At 74.1% G+C, this 26,224-nt stretch carries 32 protein-coding genes; 25 read left to right on the top strand and 7 right to left on the bottom strand.

Annotated features, from left to right (window positions below):
- Window positions 1–21 precede the first annotated feature (21 nt).
- Both I4I82_RS14490 and I4I82_RS14485 read left to right on the top strand, forming a co-directional pair.
- Entirely contained in the window at window positions 22–1,713 is a 1,692-nt protein-coding gene (locus I4I82_RS14490; RefSeq protein WP_218595793.1) for a monocarboxylic acid transporter, read from the top strand.
- A gap of 13 nt (window positions 1,714–1,726) precedes the next feature.
- Window positions 1,727–2,665 carry a DUF5926 family protein gene (locus I4I82_RS14485; RefSeq protein WP_218595792.1) on the top strand — a complete coding sequence of 313 codons (939 nt, stop codon included), beginning with the start codon at window positions 1,727–1,729 and terminating at the stop codon, window positions 2,663–2,665.
- Window positions 2,666–2,681: 16 nt separating this feature from the next.
- On the opposite strand, the gene I4I82_RS14480 is transcribed toward I4I82_RS14485, so the two are convergent.
- The gene (locus I4I82_RS14480) at window positions 2,682–3,221 is read right to left on the bottom strand and encodes a ferritin (RefSeq protein ID WP_218594523.1); all 540 of its coding nucleotides are present in this window, start codon (window positions 3,219–3,221) and stop codon (window positions 2,682–2,684) included.
- A gap of 50 nt (window positions 3,222–3,271) precedes the next feature.
- On the opposite strand from I4I82_RS14480, the gene I4I82_RS14475 reads away from it, so the two are divergent.
- On the top strand, window positions 3,272–4,186 hold the full coding sequence (locus I4I82_RS14475; RefSeq protein ID WP_218594522.1) for an SDR family NAD(P)-dependent oxidoreductase: 915 nt from the start codon (window positions 3,272–3,274) through the stop codon (window positions 4,184–4,186).
- 52 nt (window positions 4,187–4,238) lie between these two features.
- On the opposite strand, the gene I4I82_RS14470 is transcribed toward I4I82_RS14475, so the two are convergent.
- Window positions 4,239–4,970: a CPBP family intramembrane glutamic endopeptidase gene (locus I4I82_RS14470; protein WP_218594525.1), complete on the bottom strand. Its 732-nt coding sequence runs from the start codon at window positions 4,968–4,970 to the stop codon at window positions 4,239–4,241.
- Window positions 4,971–5,043: 73 nt separating this feature from the next.
- On the opposite strand from I4I82_RS14470, the gene I4I82_RS14465 reads away from it, so the two are divergent.
- Both I4I82_RS14465 and I4I82_RS14460 read left to right on the top strand, forming a co-directional pair.
- Entirely contained in the window at window positions 5,044–5,460 is a 417-nt protein-coding gene (locus tag I4I82_RS14465) for a hypothetical protein (RefSeq protein ID WP_218595791.1), read from the top strand.
- A 19-nt stretch (window positions 5,461–5,479) separates the two neighbouring features.
- The gene (locus I4I82_RS14460) at window positions 5,480–5,794 is read left to right on the top strand and encodes a DUF3817 domain-containing protein (protein ID WP_172155946.1); all 315 of its coding nucleotides are present in this window, start codon (window positions 5,480–5,482) and stop codon (window positions 5,792–5,794) included.
- Here the strand turns inward: I4I82_RS14460 and I4I82_RS14455 are convergent.
- Window positions 5,757–6,548: a DUF2470 domain-containing protein gene (locus I4I82_RS14455; protein WP_218594340.1), complete on the bottom strand. Its 792-nt coding sequence runs from the start codon at window positions 6,546–6,548 to the stop codon at window positions 5,757–5,759. The genes I4I82_RS14460 and I4I82_RS14455 overlap by 38 nt on opposite strands.
- A gap of 105 nt (window positions 6,549–6,653) precedes the next feature.
- Between I4I82_RS14455 and I4I82_RS14450 the strand changes: the two genes are divergently transcribed.
- From I4I82_RS14450 to I4I82_RS14440, 3 genes are read left to right on the top strand one after another with little or no spacing between them, the layout of a single operon-like run.
- Window positions 6,654–7,541 (top strand): hypothetical protein, encoded by an 888-nt coding sequence (locus I4I82_RS14450; RefSeq protein WP_218594339.1) that lies wholly within the window; start codon window positions 6,654–6,656, stop codon window positions 7,539–7,541.
- A gap of 52 nt (window positions 7,542–7,593) precedes the next feature.
- Window positions 7,594–8,538, top strand: a complete 945-nt coding sequence (gene pheA / locus I4I82_RS14445) for a prephenate dehydratase (protein WP_218594338.1) — start codon at window positions 7,594–7,596, stop codon at window positions 8,536–8,538.
- Window positions 8,535–9,167, top strand: a complete 633-nt coding sequence (locus I4I82_RS14440) for a histidine phosphatase family protein (RefSeq protein ID WP_218594337.1) — start codon at window positions 8,535–8,537, stop codon at window positions 9,165–9,167. Before pheA ends, I4I82_RS14440 begins: the two co-directional genes overlap by 4 nt.
- A gap of 49 nt (window positions 9,168–9,216) precedes the next feature.
- Here the strand turns inward: I4I82_RS14440 and I4I82_RS14435 are convergent, their stop codons facing one another.
- Window positions 9,217–9,555 carry a metallopeptidase family protein gene (locus I4I82_RS14435; RefSeq protein WP_218594341.1) on the bottom strand — a complete coding sequence of 113 codons (339 nt, stop codon included), beginning with the start codon at window positions 9,553–9,555 and terminating at the stop codon, window positions 9,217–9,219.
- Between the two features lie 25 nt (window positions 9,556–9,580).
- Window positions 9,581–10,684 (bottom strand): septum formation family protein, encoded by a 1,104-nt coding sequence (locus tag I4I82_RS14430; RefSeq protein WP_218595790.1) that lies wholly within the window; start codon window positions 10,682–10,684, stop codon window positions 9,581–9,583.
- 269 nt (window positions 10,685–10,953) lie between these two features.
- Here I4I82_RS14430 and I4I82_RS14425 point away from each other — a divergent pair, with 269 nt between their 5' ends.
- The 11 genes from I4I82_RS14425 (at window position 10,954) to rfbB (ending at window position 19,134) form a co-directional block, all read left to right on the top strand.
- Window positions 10,954–11,535, top strand: a complete 582-nt coding sequence (locus tag I4I82_RS14425) for a hypothetical protein (protein WP_218594693.1) — start codon at window positions 10,954–10,956, stop codon at window positions 11,533–11,535.
- 1 nt (window position 11,536) lies between these two features.
- Complete coding sequence (locus tag I4I82_RS14420) at window positions 11,537–12,700, top strand: glutathionylspermidine synthase family protein (RefSeq protein WP_218595789.1); 1,164 nt, start codon at window positions 11,537–11,539, stop codon at window positions 12,698–12,700.
- 34 nt (window positions 12,701–12,734) lie between these two features.
- Entirely contained in the window at window positions 12,735–13,172 is a 438-nt protein-coding gene (locus I4I82_RS14415) for a DUF350 domain-containing protein (RefSeq protein WP_218595788.1), read from the top strand.
- A gap of 49 nt (window positions 13,173–13,221) precedes the next feature.
- A complete protein-coding gene (locus tag I4I82_RS14410; RefSeq protein WP_218591241.1) occupies window positions 13,222–13,482 on the top strand; it encodes a type II toxin-antitoxin system Phd/YefM family antitoxin in 261 nt (86 codons plus the stop codon).
- The gene (locus I4I82_RS14405; RefSeq protein ID WP_218591242.1) at window positions 13,479–13,871 is read left to right on the top strand and encodes a type II toxin-antitoxin system VapC family toxin; all 393 of its coding nucleotides are present in this window, start codon (window positions 13,479–13,481) and stop codon (window positions 13,869–13,871) included. The genes I4I82_RS14410 and I4I82_RS14405 overlap by 4 nt, the downstream gene beginning before the upstream one ends.
- Window positions 13,872–13,930: 59 nt before the next feature.
- Entirely contained in the window at window positions 13,931–14,938 is a 1,008-nt protein-coding gene (locus I4I82_RS14400; RefSeq protein ID WP_218591243.1) for a DNA polymerase III subunit beta family protein, read from the top strand.
- 9 nt (window positions 14,939–14,947) lie between these two features.
- Window positions 14,948–15,754 carry an HAD family hydrolase gene (locus tag I4I82_RS14395; protein WP_218591244.1) on the top strand — a complete coding sequence of 269 codons (807 nt, stop codon included), beginning with the start codon at window positions 14,948–14,950 and terminating at the stop codon, window positions 15,752–15,754.
- Between the two features lie 83 nt (window positions 15,755–15,837).
- The gene (locus I4I82_RS14390) at window positions 15,838–16,359 is read left to right on the top strand and encodes a phosphatase PAP2 family protein (protein WP_372451409.1); all 522 of its coding nucleotides are present in this window, start codon (window positions 15,838–15,840) and stop codon (window positions 16,357–16,359) included.
- A complete protein-coding gene (locus tag I4I82_RS14385) occupies window positions 16,356–17,276 on the top strand; it encodes a decaprenyl-phosphate phosphoribosyltransferase (RefSeq protein ID WP_218591245.1) in 921 nt (306 codons plus the stop codon). Before I4I82_RS14390 ends, I4I82_RS14385 begins: the two co-directional genes overlap by 4 nt.
- Complete coding sequence (gene rfbA, locus I4I82_RS14380) at window positions 17,273–18,163, top strand: glucose-1-phosphate thymidylyltransferase RfbA (protein WP_218591246.1); 891 nt, start codon at window positions 17,273–17,275, stop codon at window positions 18,161–18,163. Before I4I82_RS14385 ends, rfbA begins: the two co-directional genes overlap by 4 nt.
- A 2-nt stretch (window positions 18,164–18,165) precedes the next feature.
- On the top strand, window positions 18,166–19,134 hold the full coding sequence (rfbB, locus tag I4I82_RS14375) for a dTDP-glucose 4,6-dehydratase (RefSeq protein ID WP_218591255.1): 969 nt from the start codon (window positions 18,166–18,168) through the stop codon (window positions 19,132–19,134).
- Here the strand turns inward: rfbB and I4I82_RS14370 are convergent.
- Window positions 19,121–19,957 carry an SDR family oxidoreductase gene (locus I4I82_RS14370; RefSeq protein WP_226370057.1) on the bottom strand — a complete coding sequence of 279 codons (837 nt, stop codon included), beginning with the start codon at window positions 19,955–19,957 and terminating at the stop codon, window positions 19,121–19,123. The genes rfbB and I4I82_RS14370 overlap by 14 nt on opposite strands.
- A 1-nt stretch (window position 19,958) precedes the next feature.
- Window positions 19,959–20,492, bottom strand: a complete 534-nt coding sequence (locus tag I4I82_RS14365) for a dTDP-4-dehydrorhamnose 3,5-epimerase family protein (RefSeq protein WP_225921575.1) — start codon at window positions 20,490–20,492, stop codon at window positions 19,959–19,961.
- 68 nt (window positions 20,493–20,560) lie between these two features.
- On the opposite strand from I4I82_RS14365, the gene I4I82_RS14360 reads away from it, so the two are divergent.
- Genes I4I82_RS14360 through I4I82_RS14335 form a run of 6 tightly spaced genes read left to right on the top strand, consistent with a single transcriptional unit; the run spans window position 20,561 to window position 26,217 of the window.
- Window positions 20,561–21,166, top strand: a complete 606-nt coding sequence (locus I4I82_RS14360) for a class I SAM-dependent methyltransferase (RefSeq protein ID WP_226370056.1) — start codon at window positions 20,561–20,563, stop codon at window positions 21,164–21,166.
- Window positions 21,167–21,197: 31 nt separating this feature from the next.
- Entirely contained in the window at window positions 21,198–22,481 is a 1,284-nt protein-coding gene (locus I4I82_RS14355) for a lipopolysaccharide biosynthesis protein (protein WP_218591247.1), read from the top strand.
- 28 nt (window positions 22,482–22,509) lie between these two features.
- Window positions 22,510–23,208, top strand: a complete 699-nt coding sequence (locus I4I82_RS14350) for a glycosyltransferase family 2 protein (RefSeq protein ID WP_218591248.1) — start codon at window positions 22,510–22,512, stop codon at window positions 23,206–23,208.
- 3 nt (window positions 23,209–23,211) lie between these two features.
- The gene (locus tag I4I82_RS14345; RefSeq protein WP_218591249.1) at window positions 23,212–23,616 is read left to right on the top strand and encodes a DUF2304 domain-containing protein; all 405 of its coding nucleotides are present in this window, start codon (window positions 23,212–23,214) and stop codon (window positions 23,614–23,616) included.
- Window positions 23,613–24,509: a glycosyltransferase family 2 protein gene (locus tag I4I82_RS14340; RefSeq protein ID WP_218591250.1), complete on the top strand. Its 897-nt coding sequence runs from the start codon at window positions 23,613–23,615 to the stop codon at window positions 24,507–24,509. Before I4I82_RS14345 ends, I4I82_RS14340 begins: the two co-directional genes overlap by 4 nt.
- Before the next feature lie 13 nt (window positions 24,510–24,522).
- Window positions 24,523–26,217 carry a hypothetical protein gene (locus tag I4I82_RS14335; RefSeq protein WP_443690117.1) on the top strand — a complete coding sequence of 565 codons (1,695 nt, stop codon included), beginning with the start codon at window positions 24,523–24,525 and terminating at the stop codon, window positions 26,215–26,217.
- The last annotated feature ends 7 nt before the right edge of the window (window positions 26,218–26,224 follow it).

Below are 26,224 nucleotides of genomic sequence, written 5' to 3'. Positions count from 1 at the left end.
CTGCCCCGGAAGGACGACGACGTGCTCCTCGCGCAAGCGCCCACGGTCGGTAACCCCACCGTCAACGTGGCCATCTTCGGCGCCTTCGTGGCGCTGACCCTGGTGGTGGTGTTCCGCGCCGGTCGCGGCAACCGCACCGCCGCCCAGTACTACACGGGCGGCAGCGCCTTCACCGGTCCGCAGAACGGCGTGGCGCTGGCGGGGGACTACCTCTCCGCCGCCGCGTTCCTCGGCATCGCCGGGGCCGTCGCCGTGTTCGGCTACGACGGCCTGCTCTACGCGATCGGGTCGTTCGTCGCGTGGCTGGTGGCGCTGCTGCTGGTCGCGGAGTGGCTGCGCAACACCGGCCGCTACACGATGGGCGACGTCCTGAGCTACCGGCTGCGCCAGCGCCCGGTGCGCTCGGCGGCGGCCACCTCGACCCTGCTGGTGTCGGTGCTCTACCTGATCGCTCAGGTCGCGGGCGCGGGCGGGCTGATCGCCCTGCTGCTGGGCATCCCGAACTCCAACCGCTTCGCGCAGAGCGTCGTGATCGCCGTCGTGGGCGCGGTCATGATCGTCTACGTGCTGGTCGGCGGGATGAAGGGCACCACCTGGGTGCAGATCCTCAAGGCCAACCTGCTGATCGTCACCGGGCTCGTGCTGGCCGCCTGGCTGCTGGGCCGCTACGCGTTCAACTTCTCCGAGCTGCTGGGCGCCGCGGTCGACAACAGCCCGACCACCGGTGAGGCGCTGCTCGTGCCCGGCCTGCAGTACGGCCGCACGGAGCTCTCGCGCATCGACTTCATCTCGCTCTCGCTGGCCGCGGTGCTCGGCCCGGCGAGCCTGCCGCACATCCTCATGCGCTTCTACACCGTGCCGACGGCCCAGGAGGCCCGCCGTTCGGTGGTCTGGGCGATCTGGCTGATCGGCGGCTTCTTCCTCTGCGTCCTGGTCATCGGCTACGGCGCGTCGGCGCTGGTCGGTGCCGAGACGATCATGTCCTCGCCCGGCGCGTCGAACTCGGCGGCGCCGCTGCTGGCCTACCGCCTCGGCGGCGAGCTGCTGCTCGGGATCGTCGCGGCGGTCGCGTTCGCCACGATCCTGGCCGTCGTCGCCGGCCTGACGATCACGGCGTCGGCGTCGTTCGCCCACGACGTCTACGCCAACGTGCTCCGCAAGGGCCGGGCCGAGCCGGCCGACGAGGTGCGCGTCGCGCGGCGCACCGCGGTCGTCGTCGGGCTGGTCGCGGTCGGCGGCGGGATCCTCGCCAACGGCCAGAACGTGGCCGTGCTGGTGAGCCTGGCGTTCGCGGTGGCGGCATCGGCCAACATGGCGTCGCTGGTGTTCTCGCTGTTCTGGAAGCGGTTCAACACGACCGGCGCGCTCTACAGCATGTACGGCGGCATGGGCACGGCCCTGTTCCTGGTGATCGTCTCGCCGGCGGTGTCCGGCGCGCCCACCTCGATGCTGCCGAACGCCGACTTCGTGCTGTTCCCGCTGGCCAACCCGGGCATCGTGTCGATCCCGCTGTCGTTCCTGCTCGGCGTCATCGGCACCTTCATCGGGCCGCGCGACGCCGACGCGGAGCGCCGCTTCGCCGAGATGGAGGTCCGCGCGCTCACCGGCGCGGGGGCCGCGGGCCGCCCGGCGAGCGCACCGGCCCCCGTGGCGCAGCCGCCGCGCGGCGACTCGTTCGCACCCCGCCCGACCCCGGCCCCGCGGCCCCGCTAGCGTTTCCGGAACCATGGCGAAGAAGACACGTGTTGCGGCCCCCGCTGGGGAGAACCCGCGCCGCCCCTGCCCCTGCGGCTCCGGCAAGCGCTTCAAGGCCTGCCACGGCGCGGGTGACGACGTGATCGTCACCCGGCCGTTCGAGGGCCTGGCCGCGGAGTGCGACCTCGTCGCGCTCCGCGAGTTCCTGCCCTCGGCCACCGCGCCCCTGCCTCTGAAGGATGCGGGCGGCCGGTCGGTGACGCTGGCGTCGGTGCTGCCCGGCGCGTCGGCCGCGCTCGTCCGCCCGGGCGGCGACGTCCTGCTCGGGATGCAGGTCCAGACCCGCTCCGGCGACCTGTCGGCCGATCTCGCCCGCGCGCTGGCCTGGGGCCTCGCGGCCGAGCCCGGCACGGCGCTGCCGGTCGTGGGCCCGAACCTCACCGGCGTCGACGACGCGACGCGGCTGCAGGACGTCCTCGACGCCGACGCGCCGCTGGACCTCACGCTGCACACCGACTTCGCGTGGTGGGTGGCCCCCGAGGACGGCAGCGAGCCGACCGCCGAGGTGCTGGCCACCGTCGAGCGGGCCAACGCGGTGATCATGCCGACCGAGGCCGTCACCGGCGAGGGCGTCCGCGCGGCCTACTGGGTCGACACCGGCACCAAGGCGCACCTGCGCTGGGTGCGCCCGGAGCCGGAGGACCGGCTCGTCGCCGCGCTCGCCCGGCTGCAGGCGCGCGGGCAGCTGGGGCTCGGCGAGGGCACGAAGTACGCCGGGTCGTTCCGCGCCCACGGCCTGCTCGTGCCGGTGTGGGACCTCGACCGGGAGATGCACGCGTCGGAGTGGTCGAAGCCGGTCACCGACTTCGCCGCCGGGCTGGAGGAGGCGCTGGCCGACACCGCCCCGCTCACCTCCGACGAGCGCCGCGCCCGCGATGCCCTCGCGGGTAAGCAGGTCACGCTCCGCTAGGAGCTCCCGGCACCGCTCAGGCCCGGCTGCCCGCCACCGGCGGCGCGGTCGGGTCGGTGGTGCCGGCGGAGCGGCTCAGCTCGCGGTTGACGAAGTCCTCGATGTGGAAGAGGTTCTCGCCCGCGCGCTGCACCACCGTGAGCAGCGTCGACATCGAGGCGACCTCCTCGACCTGCTCCTTGAGGAACCACTGCATGAACTGCTCGCCGAGGTAGTCGCCCTCGTCGCGGGCGGTGCGCGCCAGCCGGGTGATCTGCTCGGTGACGATCTTCTCCTGCGCCAGCGCGAGCCGCACGACGTCCTCGACCGAGGTGAAGTCGTTGCGGACGTCGTCGACTCCCGGGATGACGACGGGCTGCCCGGTGTCGAGCAGGTACTGCACCATGCTCATCGCGTGGTTGCGCTCCTCGATCGACTGCGCGTAGAAGTGCGCGGCGAGCCGGGGGAGGTCCTGGGCGTCCAGGTAGACGGCTACGGCCGTGTACTGCTGGGACGCCGTGAACTCGCTGCGGATCTGGTCGCGCAGCAGGGCCTGGAACTTCGGCTCGTCCGACATCACTCCACGATACGTCGGCGTCGGTTACCGACGGGTCATATGCTCGGGCCATGGGACTTCTGGATGGCAAGGTCGTCATCGTCACGGGTGCGGGCCGCGGTATCGGCCGTGGTGAGGCTCTGGAGTGCGCGGCACAGGGGGCCGCGGTCGTCGTGGCCGAGTTCGACCCGTCAACGGGCGAGTCGGTGGCCAAGGAGATCGTCGCCGCCGGGGGCCGCGCGGTCGCCGCGAGCGGGGACGTCGCCGACGCCGACGTCGCGAACTCGCTGGTCGCCACGGCGCTCTCGGAGTTCGGACGGCTCGACGCGCTGGTCAACAACGCCGGCATCCTGCGCGACAAGACCCTCGCCAAGCTCTCCGACGACGACTGGGACGCCGTGATCCGCGTGCACCTGCGCGGGCACTTCCTGCCCACGCGCGCCGCGGTGCAGCACTGGAAGGAGGTCGGGAAGCCCGGTCACGTCGTCCATACGGCGTCGACCTCGGGCATCCTCGGCAACTTCGGCCAGACCAACTACGGCGCGGCCAAGGCCGGCATCGCGGCGTTCTCCACGATCGTCGCGATGGAGGGTGCGCGCGGCGGCATCACCTCGAACGCGATCGCCCCGACGGCGCTCACGGCCATGACGCTCGACCTCATGCCCCAGGAGTTCCGCGACGAGCGCGACGCCGCGATCGCCCGCGGCGAGTTCGACTTCTTCGCCCCGGAGAACGTCGCGCCGCTCGTGGCCTTCCTCTGCTCCGACGCCTCCGCGCACATCAGCGGCAAGGTCTTCGGCGTGCAGGGCGACAGCATCGAGATCTTCCAGCCGTTCACCAGCGTGGCGGAGGTCAAGAACGACGGGAAGCGCTGGGACCCCGAGGACATCGGCGGCCGCATCGACGACCTGTGGACCGCCAGCGGCATCCAGCCGGGCCCGGAGAACATGATGGCCCGGATGCGCTACCAGATATTGGCTCTCTGAGCCCCGTGAGTGGCGATCGTGGCCCTGGCCACGATCGCCACTCACGAGCCCGTCAGGGCAACCAGCTCACCTTGCCGGCCAGCAGGGCGTAGCCGGCGAAGGCCACGACGTCGATCAGCGCGTGCGCCCCCACCAGCGCCCACAGCCGGTTGGTGCGCTGCCAGACGCGGCCGAACACCAGCCCCATCACGACGTTGCCGACGAAACCGCCGAGCCCCTGGTAGAGGTGGTAGGCCCCGCGCAGCAGCGCCTGGGCCAGCAGCGACCCGTTCTCCGACCACCCGAGCTGGCGCAGCCGGGTGATCAGGTAGGCGACCATCACGACCTCCTCGGCCCAGCTGTTCGCTCCCGCGGACAGCACGAGGACCGGGAGCTGCCACCAGGTCTGGTCCAGCGTCGAGGGCGCGATCGCCAGGCTGACGCCGAGTGCGCGCGCCACGAGGTAGAGCCCGAGCCCGGGCACGCCGATGAGCGCGGCCAGACCGGCGGCGCCCAGCGCGTCGCGCCCGGGGCGGCGGGCGTCGAGGCCTACCGCGCGCAGTGCGATCCCCCCGCGCACCAGCAGGTAGGCCCCCAGCGCTCCCCAGCCGACGAGCTGGAGCACCCGCACGAGCTGCAGGGCCAGGTCGACGAGGTCGGCCTGCGCGGCCGGCGCGTTCAGCGCCACCTGCTGCTCGCCCAGCGGCACGGGCTGCAGCAGCGAGTCGACCAGGCTCAGCGCGCTGCGCACGGCCGAGAGGCCCAGCGTGACGGTGAGGACCACCAGCACCTCGGTGCCGAGCATCCGGCGCGTGCGCGGGTCGGTGATCACGGGCGTGGACACGGCCCGACGCTACCGGCGGCGTAGTCTGGACGGCGTGTTGCGGCTGGCCCTCTCCCCCCGCTGGATGCTGTGGCACCTGCTCACGCTCGGCGCGATGCTCACCTGCGGGTGGCTCGCGGTGTGGCAGTGGCAGCGGGCCGGGTCGGCGCTGGGCAGCGCGCTCAACGTGGGCTACGGCTTGCAGTGGCCGGTGTTCGCGCTGTTCTTCGGCGTGATGTGGTGGCGGTTCCTGCGCCTGGAGGCCCGGGGCGTGCCCGATGCCCCGCAGGCCCCGGAGCCGGAACCCGCCCCGGCCGCTCCCGCCGCGCCGGCACCGGCGTCCGACGACGCCCCGTCGCCGTTCACCGCCCGCCCCCGCGAGGCCGTGCCGGAGCTCACCGAGGACGAGAACCCCCGGCTCGTCGCCTACAACCAGATGCTGCGGCAGCTCGCCGAGCGCGAGTCCCGCTAGACCACCGGAGGACCCACCCGTGTCGATCCCGACCGCCCTGCGCAACTACCGCATCGCCGCCTGGGTCACCGGCGTCGGCCTGATCGTGCTGGTCTTCGTGGCCATGCCGCTCAAGTACTTCTTCGACACGCCGGGGCCGGTCGCGGTCGTCGGCGTCACCCACGGCTTCCTGTACATGCTCTACATCGTGTGCACGCTGATCCTGGCCGAGCGGGTGCGGGCCAAGCCGCTGGAGGCGCTGGTCGTGCTGCTCGCCGGCACCATCCCGATCGCGTCGTTCGTGGCCGAGCGCGCCGTCACCCGGCGGGTGCGGGCCCTGACTGCTGCTGCCTGAACGGGCAGCCCACCATCCGCTGGAACTGCGTCCGCAGCTCCTCGACGGTCTCGATCGGGGCCTCCCAGGCCAGCCGCACGTCGTGGTCGCGGTCGCCGGCCTCGACCCGCAGGCGCAGCCCGCAGCGGTCGACGCCCAGCGGCCGCACCCGCGCGTCGCGGACGTCGCGCAGCGGGGCCGGCAGGTGCCGGGCCAGTGCGGTGAACACCTCGGGGTGCACGCGCTCGAGGTGCCCGAGCCAGTCGCGCTCGTAGCGGCAGAACGGGTCGGGGCGGGCGGCGGCGAGGTCGAGGGGCGACAGCGCGGCGGTGCCCTCGGCGTCGGACAGGACGGCGGAGCCGGGCGTCAGGCGCACCATCGTGGCGCCGTGCCCGAGCTCCAGCATCGCCGGGTACGGGTGCTGCTCGACGAGCCCGACGGCGATCCGGCGCGCGCGCTCGGCGGGGACGGGCGCGATGTGCCCGGTGATCCACAGCAGGCCCCGTACGGGCTCGCGGAGGTCGACGGGAGCGGCGTCGGCCAGCTCCAGCATCACGGGGACCTCGCCGTGGGCGGCCACGCGCGCGAGCACCGGCTCGTCGTCGGAGAGCAGGAGGACGGCCGAGCCGTCGGCGTGCACGTGGTGCGCGCGGGGGTGCGCGATGGGGGACCCCGTGCCGACGAGCGCGGCGGCGCGTCCACCCCGCGATGTGATGCTCCGGGCGCGTTCGGCGTCGGTGGGGGCGGGTGGCCGCCGCAGGCGCGTGGATCCCAAAGGACACCTCCGTATTAGGTGAGGCTAAGTTATCCTCATCGTCCCGACGGGCGCAAGCACCAGGCCCGGTGCAGCCGCCGTGACCGACCCGTTAGCGTCGTGGCCGTGACGACGCAGCCGAAGGCGGGGACCGGACCCTGGTCGATCCCGCCCCTGTTCGCGCAGCTCGTCGACGACACCGGCCTGCTGGCCCCGCGCGAGGCGAGCCCGGTCGAGACGGTCGTCGCGCGCTACCTCGCCGCCCGCGACGGCGTCTACGGCGGTCTCGTGGGCCAGCTGGTGTGCCCCGTGTCGCGGCTGCCCGCGCTGGTGAAGGAGCTCGCGCGGTCGAGCGTGTCCCGCCCGGTCGAGCTCTCGCTCGTCGTCGACACCGGGCTGGGGTCCGTGCCCAAGGCGCTGTCCACGGTCTTCTCCCGTCCCGCCCTGCTGGCCCCGCGCACCATCGAGACCGCCGCCCCGACCGACGTCGACGCCGTGTGGCTCGACCGCGTCGCCGAGTTCGTTCCCGAGGACGTCGTCGCGGTCGTGGAGCCCCGGCGCCCGGTCCACGACGACCCCGACGGCACCCAGGCCTGGCTCGACGCCGTGCGCCGCGTCGCCGACCAGGGGTGCGCCCCGAAGCTGCGCTGCGGCGGCCCCCGCCCCACCGACGCGCCCTCGACCGAGGACGTCGAGCGGTTCGTGCGGGTCGTCGCCGAGAGCGGCCGCGGCTTCACCACCCTCGGCCTGCACGAGGCCGTGCGCGTCGACAGCCCGGCGCAGCCGGTCGCGCGCCGCCACGGCCTGGTCAACCTGCTGGTCGCCGTGGCCCGAGCGCTGAGCGGGGGCGACGTCGCCTCCGCCCTGCGCAGCACCGACGGCGACGCGCTCGCCGCCGAGGTCGGCGTCTGGTCCGACCGGGCCGTCGCCGGGGTGCGCGGGCTGTTCTCGCGGTGCGGCGCCGACCCGGCGCCCGGCGTCGCGCTGGCCGGGCTCGGCCTGCTCACCCGCTGATCCCACTCACCCGCTGATCTCCGGCGCGCGGTGCGCCGTTAGGGTCGACGGCGTGGGTCGACTGGCGTTCCTCGGTCCGCACGCCACGTTCACCGAGCAGGCGCTGCGGTCGCTCCCGGAGTCCCGCGGTGCCGAGCTGGTGCCGTGCGCGGGCAGCCCCGCCGTGCTCGAGGCCGTGCGCCGCGGCGAGGTCGACGCGGGCTGCGTCCCGATCGAGAACAGCGTCGAGGGAGCCGTCGGGGCGGTGCTCGACGGGCTCGTCGCGCAGCCGCCGCTGGTGATCCGGCGCGAGGCGCTCGTCGCGGTCCGGTTCGCGGTGATGGCGGCCGCGGGCACCGACCTCGCCTCCGTGCGCCGCGTCGGCTCGCACCCGCACGCGGTCGCGCAGACGCGGGGCTGGCTGGCCCGTCACCTGCCCCGCGCCGAGGTGCTGCTGACGTCGTCGACGTCCGAGGCCGCGGCCCAGGTCGCCCGCGGTGACCTCGACGCCGCCGTGGCCGCGCCGCTGGCCGCCGAGCAGCACGGGCTGGAGATCGTCGTCGACGACGTCGCCGACAACCCCGGGGCCGTCACGCGGTTCGTGCTGGTCGCCCCGCCCGGGCCGCCGCCGGAGCCCACCGGCCACGACCGCACGACGTTCGCCGCCACCACCCGCAACGAGCCCGGCTCGCTGCTCGGCCTGCTCACCGAGCTCGCCGTGCGGGGCATCGACCTCACCCGCATCGAGTCGCGCCCGATCAAGGACCGGCACGCCGAGTACTGGTTCCACATCGACTGCACCGGCCACGTCGCCGACCCCGCGATGGGCGAGGCGCTCGCCGCCCTGCACCGGCGCTGCGACGAGGTGCGCTTCCTCGGCTCCTTCCCGCGCGCCGGAAACGGCGCCGCCCCCACCGCGCCGGGCGACCCCGCCGCGCCGCTCGGGGCGGCCACCGGCTCGGCGTTCGCCGCCGCCCAGGCCTGGCTCGACGGTCTGCGCGCCGGGAGCGCCTCGTGACGCGGCTGGTCCTGGTCCGGCACGGCCAGACCGACTCCAACGTCGGGCGCGTCCTCGACTCCGCGCCGCCCGGGCCGCCGCTCAACGCGCTCGGCCTGAGCCAGGCCGCTGCGCTGGGGGAGCGGCTCGCGACCGGGCGGGTCGACGTCGTGCACGCCTCCGTCGCGACCCGCGCCCAGCAGACGGCGGCCCCGGTCGCCGCCGCGCACGGCCTGTCCGTCGACGTGGTCGAGGGCGTGCACGAGGTGTTCTGCGGCGACCTGGAGGGTCGCGGCGACGAGGACGCGCGCCGGCAGTTCGACGCCGTCTACGACACCTGGTGGACCGGTGACCTGCAGGCGCACCTGCCCGGCGGGGAGTCGGCGCTGGACCTGCGCGCCCGGTTCCTGCCCGCCGTCGACGCGGTCACCCGGGGCGTCGACGGCACGGTGGTGCTGATCAGCCACGGCGCCGCGATCCGGCTGGCCGCCGCGGCGCTGCTGGGCGACACCGCCGAGACGCAGTACGTGCCCAACACCGGGCTGGTGATCCTCACCGGTGGCCCGGGCGAGGGCTGGTCGCTCGAGCACTGGGACGCCGCCCCGCCGCGGCCCGGAGACGTCACGGCCGGCGGGCCGCCGTCGACCTGACCCCCACCCCGACACGGTCGCCACCGGACCCCGACTCGCGGGGGTTCCCTCAGCCCCAGCCCAGCCGGTGCAGCGTGTCCTCGTCGATGCCGAAGTGGTGGGCCACCTCGTGCACCACCGTGACCGCCACCTCGTGCACGACCTCGTCGGCGTCGGAGCAGACGTCGAGGATCGCGTCCTGGTAGATCGAGATCCGGTCGGGCAGGTACCCGCCGTAGGACGAGGTCCGCTCGGTGAGCGCGATGCCCTCGTAGAGCCCGAGCAGCTCCGGGTCCTCGGCGTTGCGGTCCTCCACGAGCACCACGACGTTGTCCATCGCCGCGGTCAGCTCGGGCGGGATGGTGTCGAGCGCGTCGGCGACCAGCTCCTCGAACCGCCGGCGGGTCATCTCGAGCACTACGCAGGGAGTCCGGTCACGTGCCCTCGAGGGGCACCGGGATCTCCACCGGGACCTCGGCGGGCGGGGCCTCCCCGGCCGGCGGCGCGCCCTCCGTGGGCGCGGGCGACGGGGGCGGGGCGCCGGTGCCGTCGGCGGGCGGGGCCGTCGTCGGGGCGGCGGGGGTGGTGGTCGGCGGTGCCGGGATACCCGCGTCGGGCGTGTTCTCGGCGGGCGGGGCGAGCTGGTCGCCGATCACGACGTCGCCGGTGACCGGGCCGGTGACCGGGGCGAAGCCGCTGCGGTCGGGCAGCAGGGCCGCCACGTTGCAGTTGGCGCGGTAGGTGCCCGCGGCCCACGACTCCTCGCTGATGTTGTTCCAGTAGACCGTGAGCCCCTTATCGGTGACGACGGTCGGGCCGCCCGCGTAGGCCGCCGCGATCTCGTTGCACTTGGGCTGCAGGTAGGCGTCCTGGTCGGCGACGGCCGGGTAGCCGTTCGGGAAGTCGGCCGCCATGTCGACGATGCCGACGGTCTCCAGCGCGTGCGGGCCGCTGCAGGCCACCGGGTCGCCGACGCGGGGACCGTCGATCGCCAGGCAGACGCCCGGCTCCTGGACGGCGGCCTGGTCACCCTCGGCGACGCGGCCGGTCATCGGGTACAGCGCCCCGGAGCGCGAGGCGCTCTGCAGGCCGCAGCGCAGCTCGCGGTCGCCCTGTTCCCACTTCGACGCCGACGGCTTGAGCGCGCCGACGCGGTAGCGGCCGTCGGGGTCGAACACGTCGCTCAGGTAGGACATGACGACGGGCCCGCAGCGCTCGTCGACGAGCTGGCGCCACGTCGAGTCGTCGGGCAGTGCGACCTGGTCGGCGAGCACGACGGTGCCGGCCTGCTCGAACAGGTGCGGCTGCGCGCAGTCGACCAGCGCGGTGTCGGCCGCGTCGGCGCGGCTCCAGGTCAGGCACGTGCCGGGGGTGGCCGGCGGGGCCGGCACCTCCACGACCTCGGGCTCCTCGGGCGGGGCGGCGACCGCGGCGAACGACCCCAGCACCGGCACCTCGGCGTCGGTGAAGGTGTCGAGCGAGGCGGTGCCCAGCATCAGCAGGGCACCGACCACGACACCGGTGACGACACGGCGCACGGGGTGCACGTCGGGGCTGGATGCACGTCCACCCGGAGCGGCAGCGGACGACGGGGGGCGCGGGGGAGCGTCGTCGTCACGTGCGGACCGGGGAGCGGTGAGGGTTCGTTCCATGACGACCGTCATCATGCCGTGACCTCCGCCGTCACTCACCGTCGCGGTCGGCGTGGCGCGACCATCGGTCGTCGCCGTGCTGCGAACGTCCGTGTTCGTGCGGGCCGCCGGTCCGGGTACCGTGCGCGCGCGAACGGATCTGTGAGGGGGCGGCCATGCGCGACGACGAGGAGCGTCCGGAACCGGGGAGCATGCGGTTCCAGGACGGATCGACGACCCCGCGCGAACCCACGCTCGCCGAGCGGCGGGCCCGCGAGCAGGCGGAGCGCCGCCGGGAGGCCGCCGAGCGGCAGGCCGCCGAGGACGAGGCGCGCGGGAAGAAGAAGCGCAGCCGGATCCTCGTCGGCGCCGGCGTCACCGTGGGCGTCGTCGCGCTGATCGCCGTCGGGTACGCGGCGGCGCGGCCGGAGGAGGAGATCCAGGCGCAGTGCGTCGACGAGGAGACCAACGAGATCGTCGACGACTCCAACTGCGTCACGCCGGTCGCGAACGACGGCTACCACGGCGGCGGCTTCTACCCGATCTTCATCGGCGGCGGGGGCCGGCAGTACCACTACAACTACGGCGGCTCCGGCACCGTCGGGCAGCGCGTGTCCGGCGGCACGACCTCGGTGCCCAGCGGCGGCACCCGCGTCACCACGTCGTCGGGCCGCGACATCTCCCCGCGCGCGTCGAGCAGCGGCGTCTCGCGCGGCGGGCTGGGCGTGTCCGGCGGCGGATCCTCGAGCGGCTCCTGACGTGCAGCGCCACCGCAGCGCCCCGCGGGACGGGTGGGAGCGGACCGTCCGCGAGCAGGGCATGGTCTTCGGCGCCCCCGGCCGCGGCCAGGGCGGTGCCGCGCGCCCGTACTGGGACGAGTCGGTGCACTACACGTTCTCGATGGACGAGATCCTGTCCCTGGAGGCCGACGTCGAGGTGCTGCACTCGATGTGCCTGGAGGCCGTCGACCACGTCGTCACCACCGAGCGGTTCCGCGACTTCGCGATCCCCGAGTACGCGTGGGAGGGCGTGGCGGCGTCGTGGCGACGCAGCGACCCGCACGTCTACGGCCGTTTCGACCTGCGCTACGACGGCTCCGGCCCGGCGCAGCTGCTGGAGTACAACGCCGACACCCCCACCACGTTGCTCGAGGCGAGCCTGCTGCAGTGGTACTGGCTCAAGGACGCCCATCCCGGCGACGACCAGTGGAACTCGCTGCACGAGAAGCTCGTCGAGCGCTGGGGGGAGCTGAAGGCCCGGCTGCCCGGTGACGAGATCCACTTCACCTGGTCCGGCGCCGACGCCAGCGGCGAGGACCACGTCACCGTCGGCTACCTGCAGGAGACCGCGGCCGAGGCGGGCCTCAACACCGTCGGGCTGGCGATCGAGGACATCGGCTGGGACGCGGTGCTCGACCGCTTCGTCGACCTCGAGGAGTCGCCGATGGCGGCGGTCTTCAAGCTCTACCCGTGGGAGTGGGTCGTCACCGACGACTTCGGCAAGCACGTGCTGCGCAGCCTCCCCGAGACGCTGTGGGTCGAGCCCCTGTGGAAGACGGTGCTGTCGAACAAGGCGCTGCTCGCGGTGCTGTGGGAGATGTACCCCGGCCACCCCAACCTGCTGCCCGCCTACCTCGACCAGCCCGGGCTGCTCACCGAGTACGTCCGCAAGCCCCGGCTGGGCCGCGAGGGCGCCAACATCTCGATCGTCGCCCCCGGCCACGAGCACGAGACGGGCGGCGTCTACGGCGAGGAGGGCTACGTCTACCAGCTCTTCGCGCCGCTCCCCGAGTTCGACGGGTTCCGGCCCGCGCTGGGCGCCTGGGTCGTCGGCGACACGGCGGCCGGCCTCGGCATCCGCGAGACCGTCGGGCTGGTGACCGACGACGGCGCGGCGTTCGTCCCCCACCGCATCCCCGTCTGAACCACCCCCGTAGGAACCACGAAAGGCTCCCCAGATGATCAACCCGGGCTTCTTCTCGGTGATCGGCGTCGGTATCGGCGCCATCCTGCTCTACGCGGTGCTCGGCGTGATCCTCATGCTGCTCGGCTTCTACGCCGTCGACCTCACGACCCCGGGCAAGCTCAACGTCATGGTCCGTGAGGGCCTGCCCAACGCCGTCGTCATCACCGCCGCGGGCATGATCAGCATGGCTCTGATCGTCGTCACCGCGATCTACACCTCGTCGGGCTTCCTCACCGAGGGCCTGATCCAGACCGCGATCTTCGGCGTCATCGGGATCCTGGCCCAGGTCGGCGCCGTGCGGCTGGTGGAGTGGGTCATGGGCATCGACATCGGCGGCGTCCTGGCCGCCGACCGCGTCCTGCCGCAGAGCTTCCTCATCGCCGCCGCGCACCTCGCGCTGGGCCTCGTGGTGGCCTTCGCGATCATCTGAGCGCGCGCGGAGGGCGCTGCTGGCCTACGCCGGTGCTACGGTCGTAGCCATGTCCGAGGTTCCCAGTCGCGAGCTGCGCAACGACACCGCGGGCGTCCTGCGGCGGGTCCAGGACGGGGAGCGCGTGACCGTCACCGTGAACGGACGCGCGGTGGCCGAGCTCGTGCCGGTCCAGCGGGCCCGTCGCGCGTGGATCGGCCGGGCCGAACTCGTCGCGCGGTTGCAGCGCGCCCAGGCCGACCCGGGGCTCCGTGACGACCTCGCGCGCCTGGCCGGCGACACCACCGACGATCTCGGACCGATCCGGTGAGGGGTCTGCTCGACACCAGCGTCTTCATCGCGGCGGAGAGCGGGCGCCCGCTGCGGGCCGACCTGCTGCCGGAGGAGTCGGCGGTGTCGGTCGTGACCCTCGCCGAGCTGCAGGCCGGGGTCCTGGCGGCGGCGGACGTGGCGACGCGAGCGCGCCGGATGCTCACCCTCGACGCGGTAGGGGACGTGGAGCTGATCGGCATCGACGAGGCGGCGGCCCACACGTGGGCCCGGATGCGCGTCGAGCTCGCCGGCTCCGGCCGTCGGGTCAACGTCAACGACCTGTGGATCGCCGCCAGCGCGGCGTCGCGCGATCTGCCCGTCGTCACCCAGGACGACGACTTCGCCGCGATCGAGGGGATCGCCGGGTTGCGGGTCGTCCGGGTCTGAGCGCCGGGGGGTCCGGGACGCTTGACCCTCGACCTGGTCGAGGCGGGAGGTTCGGAGCCGTGGAGAGCTGGCGGGGGATCGGGGCGATGGCCCGGGCGTCGGGGCTGACGGTGAGCGCGCTGCGCTTCTACGACGGCGCCGGGGTGCTCGGGCCCGCGTACGTCGACCCGCGCAGTGGCTACCGGAGCTACGCCCCCGAGCAGTTGGTCGTCGCCCGCCTCGTGGCGTCGCTGCGCCGGGTCGGGATGCCGCTCGCCGGCATCCGGGAGGTGCTCGCGCACCGCCACGACCCGGACGCCGTCGACGCCCTGCTGGCCGGGCACCTGCACCGGCTCGAGCAGGGCGTGGCCGCCGCGCGCCGCGAGCTCTCCACCGTCCGCGACCTGCTCGCCCCGGAGGAGAACCCCATGACCCCCACCACCGTCACCGTCGACGCCACCGCCCTCGCCGCCGCGCTGCGCACCGTCCGGTTCGCCGTCGGCTCCGACCCGGGGTTCCCGGTGCTGCACGGCGTGCTGCTCGACGTCGGGCCCGACGTGCTGACCGTCGTCGCCACCGACCGCTACCGCCTGGCCGTCGCCACGGTGCCCGTGCTGGCGCTCGACGGGCCGGCGCGCTCGGTCGTCGTGCCGCCGGACCTGCCCGCGGGCGACGGCGTCCTGCGCGTCGACGACGACTCGGTGACGGTCGGCGGCACCGCGCACCCGCTGGTCGAGGGCGCGTTCCCGGACCACCGGCGCCTGCTGCCCGCCCCGTCGGACCACGGGGTCGCGGTGGAGGCCGCCGAGCTGCGGGCCGCGGTCGCGGCGGGCGGCACGCGCCGCGTCGCGGGGGCCGAGGTCACGGTGCTGGCCGTCGACGGCGCGGGCCGGCTGGTGGTCGGCGCCGGGCACGAGGGGGTCGGGGTGAACGCGGAGTTCCTGCTGGAGGCCGTCGACGCCGGGGGAGCCGGGCCGCTGCGCCTCGAGCTCGACGGCCCGCTCGCGCCGGTGGCCCTGCGCTCGGCCGACGCGTTCTCGCTGCTCATGCCCGTGCGCCTGGACGCGGAGCCCGCACCCACTCCGTAGTGTGGAGGGGTGCAGGCTCCCCGACTGGTCGCGTCCGACGTCGACGGCACGCTGCTCGACCCCCACGACCGGGTCACGCCGCGCGCCGCCGCGGTGATCGGGCGGGCGGTCGCGGCGGGTGTCGGGTTCGTGCTGGTCACCGGGCGGCCCCCTCGCTGGATCCCGCCGGTCGTCGCGGCCGTCGGGGTCGGGCGGCTCGCGGTGTGCGCCAACGGCAGCGTGCTCTACGACGCCGTCGAGGACCGCGTGCTGTGGTCGCAGACCCTGGAGCCCGCCGCGCTGGCCGAGATCGCGCAGGCCGTGGCCGACGTGCTGCCCACGAGCGGACTGGCGGTGGAGCGGGTCGGCACCAGCGCGCACGACGGGGAGGCGTTCGTCGCCGAGCCCGCCTACCGCCACGCCTGGCCCGACTCCGACAACGCGATCACCGAGCGCTCCGACCTGCTCACCGCGCCGGCCGTCAAGATGCTGGTGCGGTGCTCGGAGCTGCGCAGCGAGGCGATGGTCGCGGCTCTGGCGCCCGTCGTCGGCCACGTCGGCGACCTCACGTTCTCCCACCCCGCGGGCCTGGTCGAGATCTCCCCGCCGGGCGTCACCAAGGCCACGGGGCTCGCCGAGGTCGCCGGGCGGCTCGGCGTCGACGTCGCCGACGTCATCGCGTTCGGCGACATGCCCAACGACCTGGAGATGCTGCGCTGGGCCGGGCACGGCGTGGCGATGGGCAACGCCCATCCCGTCCTGCACGACGTGGCCGACGAGATCACGGCGACCAACGGCGAGGACGGCCTGGCGCTGGTGCTCGAACGGTGGTTCTGAGGGGCCCGCGTAGGATCGCCGACGCCCGAGCAACCCCGATCGGCCGGTGGTCCGCCCCCGCCGGCACCCCTGGAGGCCCCGTCGTGGCCCAGCCCGATGTCCGCGCCCTCGAGGTGCGCGCGCTGAGCGCCGTGCAGCGCACCGTCGGCCCGCCGGCCGTGGTGCGCGTGGCCCGGGGGATGTCGCTGTTCGGCGAGCACGCCGCCGGCTGGCTCGCGCTCGGCACCGTTGGTGCCCTGCTCGACCCCGCGCGTCGGCGCGAGTGGCTCGTCGCCACCGCCGGCGTCGCCTTCGCCCACGGCGCGTCGATCGGGGTCAAGCGCGTGGTGCGCCGCCCCCGGCCCGACGACCCGACCGTCGAGATCCGGGTGGGGGTCCCGTCGAAGCTCAGCTTCCCGTCCGCGCACGCCACGTCGACCACGGCCGCGGCCGTCCTGTTCGGCGCGCTCGTCGGGCGGCCCCTGGTCGCGGTGCTGGTGCCGCCGATGGCGCTGTCGCGGCTCGTGCTCGGCGTCCACTACCCCAGCGACGTCGTCGCCGGCTCCCTGCTCGGCGCCGCCGTGGCCGCGGGAGCCCGCCGCGCGACCCGGAGGAGATCCCGATGACCAGCACCGACACGCCGCCCACGGACGTGGTTCCGCAGCGCACGCCGGTGGCCGTGGCGCGCGGGGTGCTGAAGACGATGCGCCCGCGGCAGTGGGTCAAGAACGTGCTCGTGCTCGCCGCCCCGTTCGCGGCGGGCGACCTGCTCCGGCCCGGCATCGGGCTGCAGCTCGCCGTCGCCTTCGTGGCGTTCTCGCTGGCCGCCTCCGGTATCTACCTGGTCAACGACGCGAAGGACGTGGAGGCCGACCGCGCCCACCCCACCAAGCGCCACCGCCCGATCGCCGCCGGGATCGTCCCGCCGCGCCTCGCGGTCGCGGTGGCGGTCGTCCTGCTGCTGGCCGCCGTCGCGGTCTCGCTGGTCGCGAGCGTGCAGCTGGTGATCGTGCTGGCCGTGTACGTGGTCGTGCAGCTGGCGTACTGCTTCTGGCTCAAGCACCAGCCGGTCCTCGACATCTGCATCGTCGCGTCCGGCTTCCTGCTCCGCGCGATCGCCGGCGGCGCGGCCACCTCCATCGGCCTGTCGCAGTGGTTCCTGCTCGTCGCGGGCTTCGGCTCGCTGTTCATGGTCGCCGGCAAGCGCTACGCCGAGATGATGCTGGCCGAGCGCACCGGAGCGAAGATCCGCAAGTCGCTGGAGAGCTACTCGGCGTCCTACCTGCGGTTCGTGTGGGGCCTGTCGGCGACGGTCCTCATCACGACCTACAGCCTGTGGGCCTTCGAGATCCGTGAGACCCAGAACAATCCGATCTGGTCGGCCATCTCGATCGTGCCGTTCGTGGTGGCGGTGCTGAGGTACGCGGTGGACGTCGACAACGGCAACGGCGGTGAGCCCGAGGAGATCGCCCTGGGCGACCGGGTCCTGCAGGTGCTCGCGCTGGCCTGGCTGGCCGCGCTGACCGTGGCGGTGTACGCGTGAAGGGCATCATCCTGGCCGGCGGGGCCGGCACCCGGCTGCACCCGATCACCCGCGCGGTGTCGAAGCAGCTGCTGCCCGTCTACGACAAGCCGATGATCTACTACCCGCTCTCGGTGCTGATGCTGGCCGGGATCCGGGACATCCTGGTGATCACCACGCCCGAGGAGCAGTCGATGTTCCGCCGCCTCCTGGGCGACGGGGCCGAGCTGGGGCTGCGCATCACCTACGCCGCCCAGCCCGAGCCGAACGGCATCGCGCAGGCGTTCCTCATCGGCGCCGACCACATCGACGGTGACGCCACGGCGCTCGTCCTGGGCGACAACATCTTCCACGGGCCCGGGTTCGCCGACACCCTGCGCGCCTGCATCGCCGACGTCGAGCGCGGTGACGACGGCGCGGTCCTGTTCGGCTACCCGGTGCGCGACCCCGAGCGCTACGGCGTGGGCGTCGCCGACGCCGACGGCCGGCTGACCGACATCGAGGAGAAGCCCGAGAAGCCGCGGAGCAACCGCGCGATCACCGGGCTCTACCTCTACGACGACCGCGTGGTCGACGTCGCCCGCGGCCTGACGCCCTCGGCGCGCGGCGAGCTGGAGATCACCGACGTCAACCGCGCCTACCTCGACAAGGACGCGGCCCGGCTCGTCGACCTCGGCCGCGGGTTCGCCTGGCTCGACACCGGCACCCACGACTCGCTGCTCGAGGCCGGGCAGTACGTGCAGGTGCTCGAGCACCGGCAGGGCGTGCGGATCGCCTGCCTGGAGGAGATCGCGCTCGAGCGCGGCTGGATCGACGCCGACGCCTGCTACGCCCTGGGCGCGGCGCAGGGCAAGTCGGGCTACGGCGAGTACGTCATGGCCGTGGCCGACGCACACCGGAAGGCATGAGCATGCGGGTCCTCGTCACCGGCGGTGCCGGGTTCATCGGATCGCACTACGTGCGGTCGCTCCTGGGCGGCGCCTACCCGGCGTTCGCCGGCGCCGAGGTGGTGGTACTCGACCTGCTCACCTACGCCGGCACCCTCACCAACCTCCCCGAGTCCGACGACCGGATGCGGTTCGTCCACGGCGACATCCGCGACGCCGCCGCCGTCGCCGACGTGATGGCCGGCACCGACGTGGTGGTGCACTTCGCGGCGGAGTCGCACGTCGACCGCTCGATCACCGGCGCGGCCGACTTCGTCTCCACCAACGTCGTCGGCACGCAGGTGCTGCTGCAGGCCGCGCTGGACGCGGAGGTGGGCCGGTTCGTGCACGTCTCCACCGACGAGGTCTACGGCTCGATCGACGAGGGCTCGTGGCCGGAGACGCACCCGCTGGAGCCGAACTCGCCGTACTCGGCGTCGAAGGCGTCCTCGGACCTGCTGGCCCGCTCCTACCACCGCACCCACGGCCTGCCGGTCTGCATCACGCGGTGCTCGAACAACTACGGGCCGCACCAGTTCCCGGAGAAGGTCATCCCGCTGTTCGTGAGCAACCTGCTCGACGGGAAGAAGGTGCCGCTCTACGGCGACGGCCTCAACGTGCGCGACTGGCTGCACGTCGACGACCACTGCCGCGGCATCCAGCTCGTCGCCGAGAAGGGCCGCGACGGCGAGGTCTACAACATCGGCGGCGGCACCGAGCTGACCAACCGCGAGCTGACGCACCGGCTGGTGGCCGCGGTTGGGGCCGACGACTCGATGATCGAGCAGGTGGCCGACCGCAAGGGCCACGACCGCCGCTACAGCGTCGACTGGTCGAAGATCGGCGACGAGCTCGGCTACGCCCCGCAGGTCCCCTTCGATCAGGGCCTCGCCGACACGGTGGCTTGGTACACCGACAACCGCACCTGGTGGGAGCCGCTCAGGACGCGCTGACGTACTCCGCCAGCCGCCGCCGCCAGTCGGGCGCGACCACGCCGGCCGCCTCGATGCGGCCCAGGTCGAGCACGCTGTTGAGCGGGCGCGGGGCCGCCCCGGGCTTGTCGGCGAAGTACTCGGCCGTGCTCGTGCCGGTGACCCGCAGCTCCGAACGGCCGGCGAGTGCGTAGGTCTCGCGGGCGACGTCGGCCCACGAGGCCGGCTCGCCGCCGCCGGTGAGGTGGTAGGTGCCGAAGGCCGCGCCGGTCGTCACGAGGTGCACGATCGCGGCGGCGATGTCGACGGCGAACGTCGGGCGTCCGACCTGGTCCGCCACCACCGTCGGCTCGATCCCGCGGCCCGCGAGGCCGAGCATCGTGCGTACGAAGTTGGTGCCGTCGCCGACCACCCAGGTCGGGCGGACGAGGTAGTGCCGGTCCACGCCCGCGACGACGGCGACGTCGCCCGCCGCCTTGGAGGCGCCGTAGGCGCCCAGGGGCGCGACCGGGGCGCTCTCCGGGATGGGGCCGTCGTGGCTGCCGTCGAAGACGTACTCGCTCGACAGGTGCACCAGCGTGGTGCCGTGCTCCCGGGCCCGCGCGGCCAGGGCGGCCGGCCCGCCCGCGTTGGCCCGCCAGGCGTCGACGCGCCCCTGGGGGGTCTCCGCGGCGTCGACCTTCGTGTACGCGGCGGCGTTGACGACCACGTCGAACGCGGCCCAGTCGACGCCGGTGGGGTCGGCGATGTCGCACTGCGCGCGCGTGAGCCCGACCGCGTCGGGCAGCGCGGCGGTGAGGGCGCGGCCGACCTGGCCGCCGGCTCCGAGGACGAGCGCCCGCACGTCAGCGCACCCCCGTGACCAGGTCGGCGAGCCGCGGGTGGTTGCGGTCCTTCTCCGAGCGGATCGCGTCCTCGGGCCCGATCGGCCAGTCGACGCCCAGCGCCGGGTCGAACGCCTGGATCAGCGTGTACTGCGCGTCCGGTGACCAGTGCTCGTTGACGAGGTAGGTGTAGATGACGTCCGGGGTGAGCGTCTGGTAGCTGTTGCCGCAGCCGCGGGGGACGAACAGCGCGTTGCCCGGGTCCATGTCGAAGGTCTCGACGCGGCCGTGGTGCTCGCCGGGCCGCAGGTCGACGATCGCCGCGAACGCCCGGCCGTTGGCGAGCGAGATGTACTTGTCCCACGGTTCGGCGTGGATCCCGCGGGTGACGCCCACGTCGGCGTTGAAGGACACATTGCTCTGCACCGGCTCGAACGCCGGGAAGCCCACGGCCTCCAGCTTCGCGCGCTGGTAGGACTCCTTGAACCAGCCGCGCTCGTCGGAGTGCAGGTCGAGCTCGACGTGCAGCAGCCCGGGGATCGACGTCTCCACCATCTTCACGACGGCGAGTCTCGCAGGGGTCCGGTGCGGCCGCGTCGCGTGGTGGGCGGCACACTGGCCGGGTGACCGCACCCGAACCCCGTCCGGGGACCGATGCGCCCGACTACACCGAGCGCCTGGCCACGATGGAGAGCGCGGGGTGGAAGCAGCGCCTCGACGTGCAGGCGCCCTACCGCTGGAACATCCGCCTCCTGGCGCTGGGCCGCACCCTCGACGTCGGCTGCGGCCTGGGCCGCAACCTCGCCCACCTCGACGGCAACGGCGTGGGCGTCGACCACAACACGTCGTCGGTGGCGCTGGCGGTGGAGCGCGGGTACGAGGCCTACACGCCCGACGGCTTCACGGCGAGCCCGCACGCCCGCCCCGGCGCGTTCGACAGCCTGCTCCTGGCCCACGTCGTGGAGCACATGACCGAGGACGACGCACTCGGCCTCCTGCGCACCTACCTGCCGTTCGTCCGGCCCGGCGGCAAGGTCGTGCTGATCACGCCGCAGGAGAAGGGCTACACCACCGACGCCACCCACGTGCGGTTCTGCGGGTTCCCCGAGGTCGCGACCCTGTGCACGGCCGTCGGGCTGACGGTCGACCGCCAGTACTCGTTCCCGTTCCCGCGCCCCGCGGGCAGGGTGTTCCCCTACAACGAGTTCGTGACGCTCGCCCGGATCTGACCCCGCGCTGGTGCGCACTACCGTGGACCGGGTGACGCGCAGCGGACGGATGGGCACCGCGCTGCACCTGGCCCTGGGACTCGGGGTCCTCGGTGTGGCCGGCTACGCGTTCGTCGCGGTGGTCGGCCACGTCTTCGAGCGGCCGGCCGAGGCCGGGGCGCTGAGCGCGCTGATCTCGCTCTACCTGGTCGTGAACATCGTCGGACCGGGGATCTTCGCCGCGCTGGAGCAGGAGACCAGCCGCGCGGTGAGCGCCGCCGTCGCCCGCGGCGAGCCGGTGCGGCCGGTCGCCCGCCGTGCAGCCGGGTTCGCCGTGCAGTCGCTGGCGCTGCTCGTCGTGGCGGTCCTGGTCGCCTGGCCGCTGGTGCTGCACCGCGTGTTCGACGAGCGCGTCGGCCTGCTCCTCGCGCTGCTCGTGGCGATAGCCGGGTCGGCCGCCGTCTACTGGGCCCGGGGCGTGCTCGGCGGGCAGCAGCGCTTCACCGCCTACGCCCGCACGCTCTACGTCGAGGGGGCCGTGCGGCTGCTGCCCGGCCTGGGGCTGGTCGCCCTGGCGGTCGCGGAGCCCGCGGCCTACGGGATGGCGTTCGCGCTCGGCTCGGCGCTCGCCGCGCTGAGCGTGGCCGGGACGGTCCGGCTGCCGCGCGCGACCGGCCCGGTGCCCGAGCGGATGGGCCGTTCCCTGGCGTACCTGATGGTCGCGGTGGCGCTGAGCCAGCTCGTGGCGAACCTGGCGCCGGTCGTCGTCACCTACCGCTCGCCCGACGACCTGGTCGCCGCGACGGTGTTCGGCTCCACGTTCGTGCTGGCGCGGATCCCGCTGTTCCTGTTCGCGCCCGTCCAGGCGGTCCTGCTGCCCAAGCTCACCCGCGCGGCCACCCTGGGGCAGCGGGCCGAGCTGGAGCGGCGGCTCAAGCAGGTCGTCGGGCTGGTGCTGGGGGTCGGCGCGGTCGGGGTCGTCGGGTGCGCCGTGCTCGGCCCGTGGGCGGCGCAGGTGCTGTTCAACACCGCCGAGCGGCCCTCGGTCACCGTGCTCGTGCTGCTCGGGGCGGCGACGATGCTGATGCTGGTCGCGATGGTGGTGCAGCCGACGTTGGTCGCGCTGGGGCGCCAGCAGGTCGTCACGGTCGCCTGGATCGCCGGCACCGTGGTCTTCCTGGCGCTGCTGGTGCTGCCCGTCGCCCCCGTCACCGCGGCGCTCGTCGCGCAGCTGGTGGGCCCTGCGGTCGTCGTCGCCGTACTGGCAGGTGGGGTGCTGCGCGCGCTGCGCGCGGGCCACCCGGGCGTGGACGCCGGGGTGCCGCGGGTAGGTTGACGGCCGCAGGCAGCGGGAGGAGCTGGACGTGACCGACCCCGGTCCGAGCAACGACGACGTCTGGGTCGTGGTCCCGGTCTTCAACGAGGCCCAGGTCCTGGAGCAGGTCGTCCGCCAGACCCTCGCGGTGTTCCCGAACGTCGTGTGCATCGACGACGGCAGCCGTGACGGGTCCGTCGAGGCGGTGCTGCGCACCGGCGCCCACCTGGTGCGGCACCCGGTCAACCTCGGTCAGGGGGCCGCACTGCAGACCGGGCTCACCTACGCCAAGGCCCAGCCCGGCGCGCGGTACTTCGTCATGTTCGACGCCGACGGTCAGCACCGCCTGGAGGACGCCCAGCGGATGGTCGAGGTCGCCCGCTCCGGCGACGCCGACGTGGTGCTCGGTACCCGGTTCGCCGAGAACGCCGACTCCGTGCCGCTGCTCAAGCGGATCGTGCTGCGCACCGCGGTGCTGCTCAGCCCGGCGGGCCGCAAGCTCAAGCTCACCGACGCCCACAACGGGCTGCGCGTGCTCACGCGCCCCGTCGCCGACGACCTGCAGATCACGATGAACGGCATGGCGCACGCGTCGGAGATCGTGTCCTACCTCGGGCGGTCCTCCTGGCGGGTGCGCGAGGTGCCGGTGTCGATCCGCTACACCGAGTACTCGCGCAGCAAGGGCCAGTCGCTGCTCAACGGCGTCAACATCCTGTTCGACCTGTCGGTCCGCCAGCGGGGAGGCTGAGCCGTGCTGATCCAGATCCTCCTGATCCTGGCCGTGCTCGGCCTCCTGGTTTTGTTCGTGCGCAGCAGCGGCGCGGTCTACGTGCAGGCCAGCAAGCGCATCGCGCTCGTGCTGTTCGCCATCGCGAACATCTACGCGGTGATGCGGCCGAACGATCTCTCCGTGATAGCGCAGGCGGTCGGGGTCGGCCGCGGCACCGACCTCGTGCTGTACGCGCTGGTCGTCGCGTTCATGGCCGGCATGTTCAGCTTCTACCAGCGCTTCCGGGTAGTCGACCGGCGCTACACCGAGCTCGCGCGCACTGTCGCCATCCGTGAGGCGGAGCTGGTCAACCGCGAGCGGGGGATCGTGCCGGAGCCGGTCGTCTCCACGGGGGACGGCAGCGCGCTGCCGACCGTCGAGCGGTGATCGTCGACGTCATGCTGCCCCACTACGGGCGGCTCGACCTCGTGCAGGACACCGTGCGCAGTGTGCTGGCCCAGGACGACCCGCAGTGGCGGCTCACGGTCGTCGACGACTCGGGCGACCTACCCGACCAGGGGCTCGCCGCATGGTGCGAGAGCCTCGACGAGCCCCGCGTCCGCTACCTGCGCAACGAGCGGAACCTGGGGATCAACCGCAACTTCCAGCGCTGCGTCGACCTCGTCGAGCACGAGCTGGCCGTGGTCATCGGCATGGACGACCTGATGCTGCCGAACCACGTCGGCACCGTCCGCCGCGCCCACGCCGCGCACCCCGGCGTCGCCATGGTGCAGCCGGGGGTCGAGGTCGTCGACGGCGACGGCGTGCCGACGCGCACGCTCGTCGACGTCTCCAAGCGCTGGGTGTACGCCCCGCGGGTCTCCGCGCCGACGGTGCTCGCCGGCGAGGAGCTCGCGGCGAGCCTGCTGCGCGGCAACTGGCTGTACTTCCCGTCGATCTGCTGGAAGGCGGGGCCGTTGCAGCGCACCGGCTTCCGCGACGGCCTGTCGGTGGTGCAGGACCTCGCGCTGGTGCTCGACCTGGTGCTGGCCGGCGAGTCGCTGCTGGTCGAGCCCACGACGTGCTTCCGCTACCGCCGCCACGGCGGGTCGGTCTCCTCGGCGCACGCCGTCGACGGTCGCCGCTTCGCCGAGGAGCGCGGCTTCTTCCTCGACTCCGCCGACCGGATGGCGGCCCGGGGCTGGCCGCGGGCGGCGCGGGCGGCGCGCCGGCACACGTCGTCGCGGCTCAACGCGCTGGTCCAGCTGCCGGTGGCCGTGCGCAGCGGCCAGCGCGACGGGATGCGCGCCCTCGCGCGGCACGCCTTCGGTGGCCGCTGACCCGTCGGGGAGGATGGCGGCCGTGACCCAGGTGGCAGAGCGTCCGGACGTCGCACCCGCCGAGCCGGTCCCGCGGGTCGGCCTTGCGGGCCTCGCGGTCGCCGTCGGGGTGCCCACGCTGCTCGTCGGGCTGCACGCCCTCCTGTACGGCCGGTGGATCGTCGACGACGCCGCCATCACCTTCGCCTACGTCCGCTCGATCACGACCGGCGCCGGGCCGGTGCTGCAGCCCGGCGCCGAGGTGGTGGAGGGGTACTCCAACCCGGCCTGGCTGGCGCTGCTCGCGGTCGGCCGCGTCCTCGGGCTGTTCGACCACGGCGCGTGGTTCGGCGTCCCGGACTACGTCGCGTTCCCCAAGCTGCTGGCGCTGGTGCTGGTGGCGGGCGTGTTCGCGTGCTTCCTGGCCGTCACGACCGTGCTCTGCCGCCGCCCCGTCGCCGTCGCGGTCGTCGCCGGTGCCGTGACGGCCGCCGTGCCGTCCTTCGTCGTCTGGACGATGTCGGGCCTGGAGAACTCCCTGCTCGCGCTGTGCGCCACGGCGATCGCGGCCGTCCTGGTGCGGGCGACGGCCGGCGGCGGGCTGCCGAACGTCCGCTCCGCCGTGTGGTGCGGGCTGCTCGCGGCCGTCGCGGCTCTGACGCGGCCCGACGGCCTGATCTACGCGGTGGCGCTGCCGCTGACCGTGCTGCTCCTGCTGCGCCGCGCCGAGCTCGGCCACGCGGTGCGCGTCGTCGTCACCGGCACGGTGGCCTTCGCCGTGCCCGCCGGCGCCTACCTCGCCTGGCGCCTCGCCACGTTCGGGGAGTGGCTGCCGAACACGGCGCTCGCGAAGTCGCAGGGCCTACCCGGCCCGCCCGAGCTCGCCCGGCCCGGGGAGATCGTCTCCTACGTCGGGTGGCTGGCCGCGGTGCTCGGCGCCGTCGTGGTCGGCGTGGCGGTCCTGCGGCCCTCGCCGTCGCGCCGGGGGCTCGTCGTGCTGCTGGTCCCGCTGGCCCTGGCCGTCGCGGCCTTCGGCGTCCTCGAGGGCGACTGGATGGGGCAGCTCCGCTTCGCCACACCGGTGTGGGCCCTGGGCGCGCTCGCCGTGTCCGTCGCGGCGGCCGAGGTGCTGCCCGGCCTACCGGTCCGCGGCCGGGTGGTCGTGGCCGTACTCGCCGTGGTGGCTGCGGTCCCCACCGGTGCGGCGTTCCTCGACGGGGTGCGCTCCGTCCGCTCCGCCCCCACCGCGCCGCTCTGCGTGGTCGCGCAGAACACGGGGCTCGCGTTCAACGGCTACTCGGCGGTGCTCGGCGACGGCGACCACGTCCTGCTGGCCCCGGACATCGGCGGGGCCGCGCTGGCCAGCGCGCTGCCGATCGTCGACCTGGTGGGGCTGGCGGACTCCCGGATCGCCCGGTTCTGGAAGGCGGGCGACACCGCCGGGCTGCGTGACCACGTGTTCGACGAGGTCCGCCCGACGTTCATCACGATCAACCCGGACTGGGCGCGGCTCACCGGGCTGGCCGACGACCCCCGGACGGCCGCCTACGCGGAGATCGGCACGAGCCCGTCGGGGGTGACCGACCTGGTCCGCCTCGACGCGCTGGGGCCCGGCGACCTGGAGGCGCTGCGCGCGTACCGAGGCACGACCGCGCTGCCCGCCGACCTGGCGGTGCGGGGCGCACCGCGAGGGTCGTGCGGGGACGCGCTGGTCGCGCCGGGCCGGTAGCCCGGCC

It is taken from the genome of Pseudonocardia oceani (assembly GCF_019263585.2).
Taxonomy (GTDB): Bacteria; Actinomycetota; Actinomycetes; order Mycobacteriales; family Pseudonocardiaceae; genus Pseudonocardia; species Pseudonocardia oceani.
The sequence above is the reverse complement of the archived record's forward strand: the minus strand, read 5'-3'. Positions and strand labels throughout refer to the sequence as shown.

Excerpts from the sequence above, each read along its gene's own strand:
- I4I82_RS14485 (WP_218595792.1), top strand. The coding sequence starts at position 1,727 with ATGGCGAAGAAGACACGTGTTGCGGCCCCCGCTGGGGAGAACCCGCGC.
- I4I82_RS14480 (WP_218594523.1), bottom strand. The coding sequence starts at position 3,221 with ATGTCGGACGAGCCGAAGTTCCAGGCCCTGCTGCGCGACCAGATCCGC.
- I4I82_RS14475 (WP_218594522.1), top strand. The coding sequence starts at position 3,272 with ATGGGACTTCTGGATGGCAAGGTCGTCATCGTCACGGGTGCGGGCCGC.
- I4I82_RS14470 (WP_218594525.1), bottom strand. The coding sequence starts at position 4,970 with ATGCTCGGCACCGAGGTGCTGGTGGTCCTCACCGTCACGCTGGGCCTC.
- I4I82_RS14435 (WP_218594341.1), bottom strand. The coding sequence starts at position 9,555 with ATGACCCGCCGGCGGTTCGAGGAGCTGGTCGCCGACGCGCTCGACACC.
- I4I82_RS14425 (WP_218594693.1), top strand. The coding sequence starts at position 10,954 with ATGCGCGACGACGAGGAGCGTCCGGAACCGGGGAGCATGCGGTTCCAG.
- I4I82_RS14415 (WP_218595788.1), top strand. The coding sequence starts at position 12,735 with ATGATCAACCCGGGCTTCTTCTCGGTGATCGGCGTCGGTATCGGCGCC.
- I4I82_RS14410 (WP_218591241.1), top strand. The coding sequence starts at position 13,222 with ATGTCCGAGGTTCCCAGTCGCGAGCTGCGCAACGACACCGCGGGCGTC.
- I4I82_RS14385 (WP_218591245.1), top strand. The coding sequence starts at position 16,356 with ATGACCAGCACCGACACGCCGCCCACGGACGTGGTTCCGCAGCGCACG.
- rfbB (WP_218591255.1), top strand. The coding sequence starts at position 18,166 with ATGCGGGTCCTCGTCACCGGCGGTGCCGGGTTCATCGGATCGCACTAC.
- I4I82_RS14365 (WP_225921575.1), bottom strand. The coding sequence starts at position 20,492 with ATGGTGGAGACGTCGATCCCCGGGCTGCTGCACGTCGAGCTCGACCTG.
- I4I82_RS14335 (WP_443690117.1), top strand. The coding sequence starts at position 24,523 with ATGGCGGCCGTGACCCAGGTGGCAGAGCGTCCGGACGTCGCACCCGCC.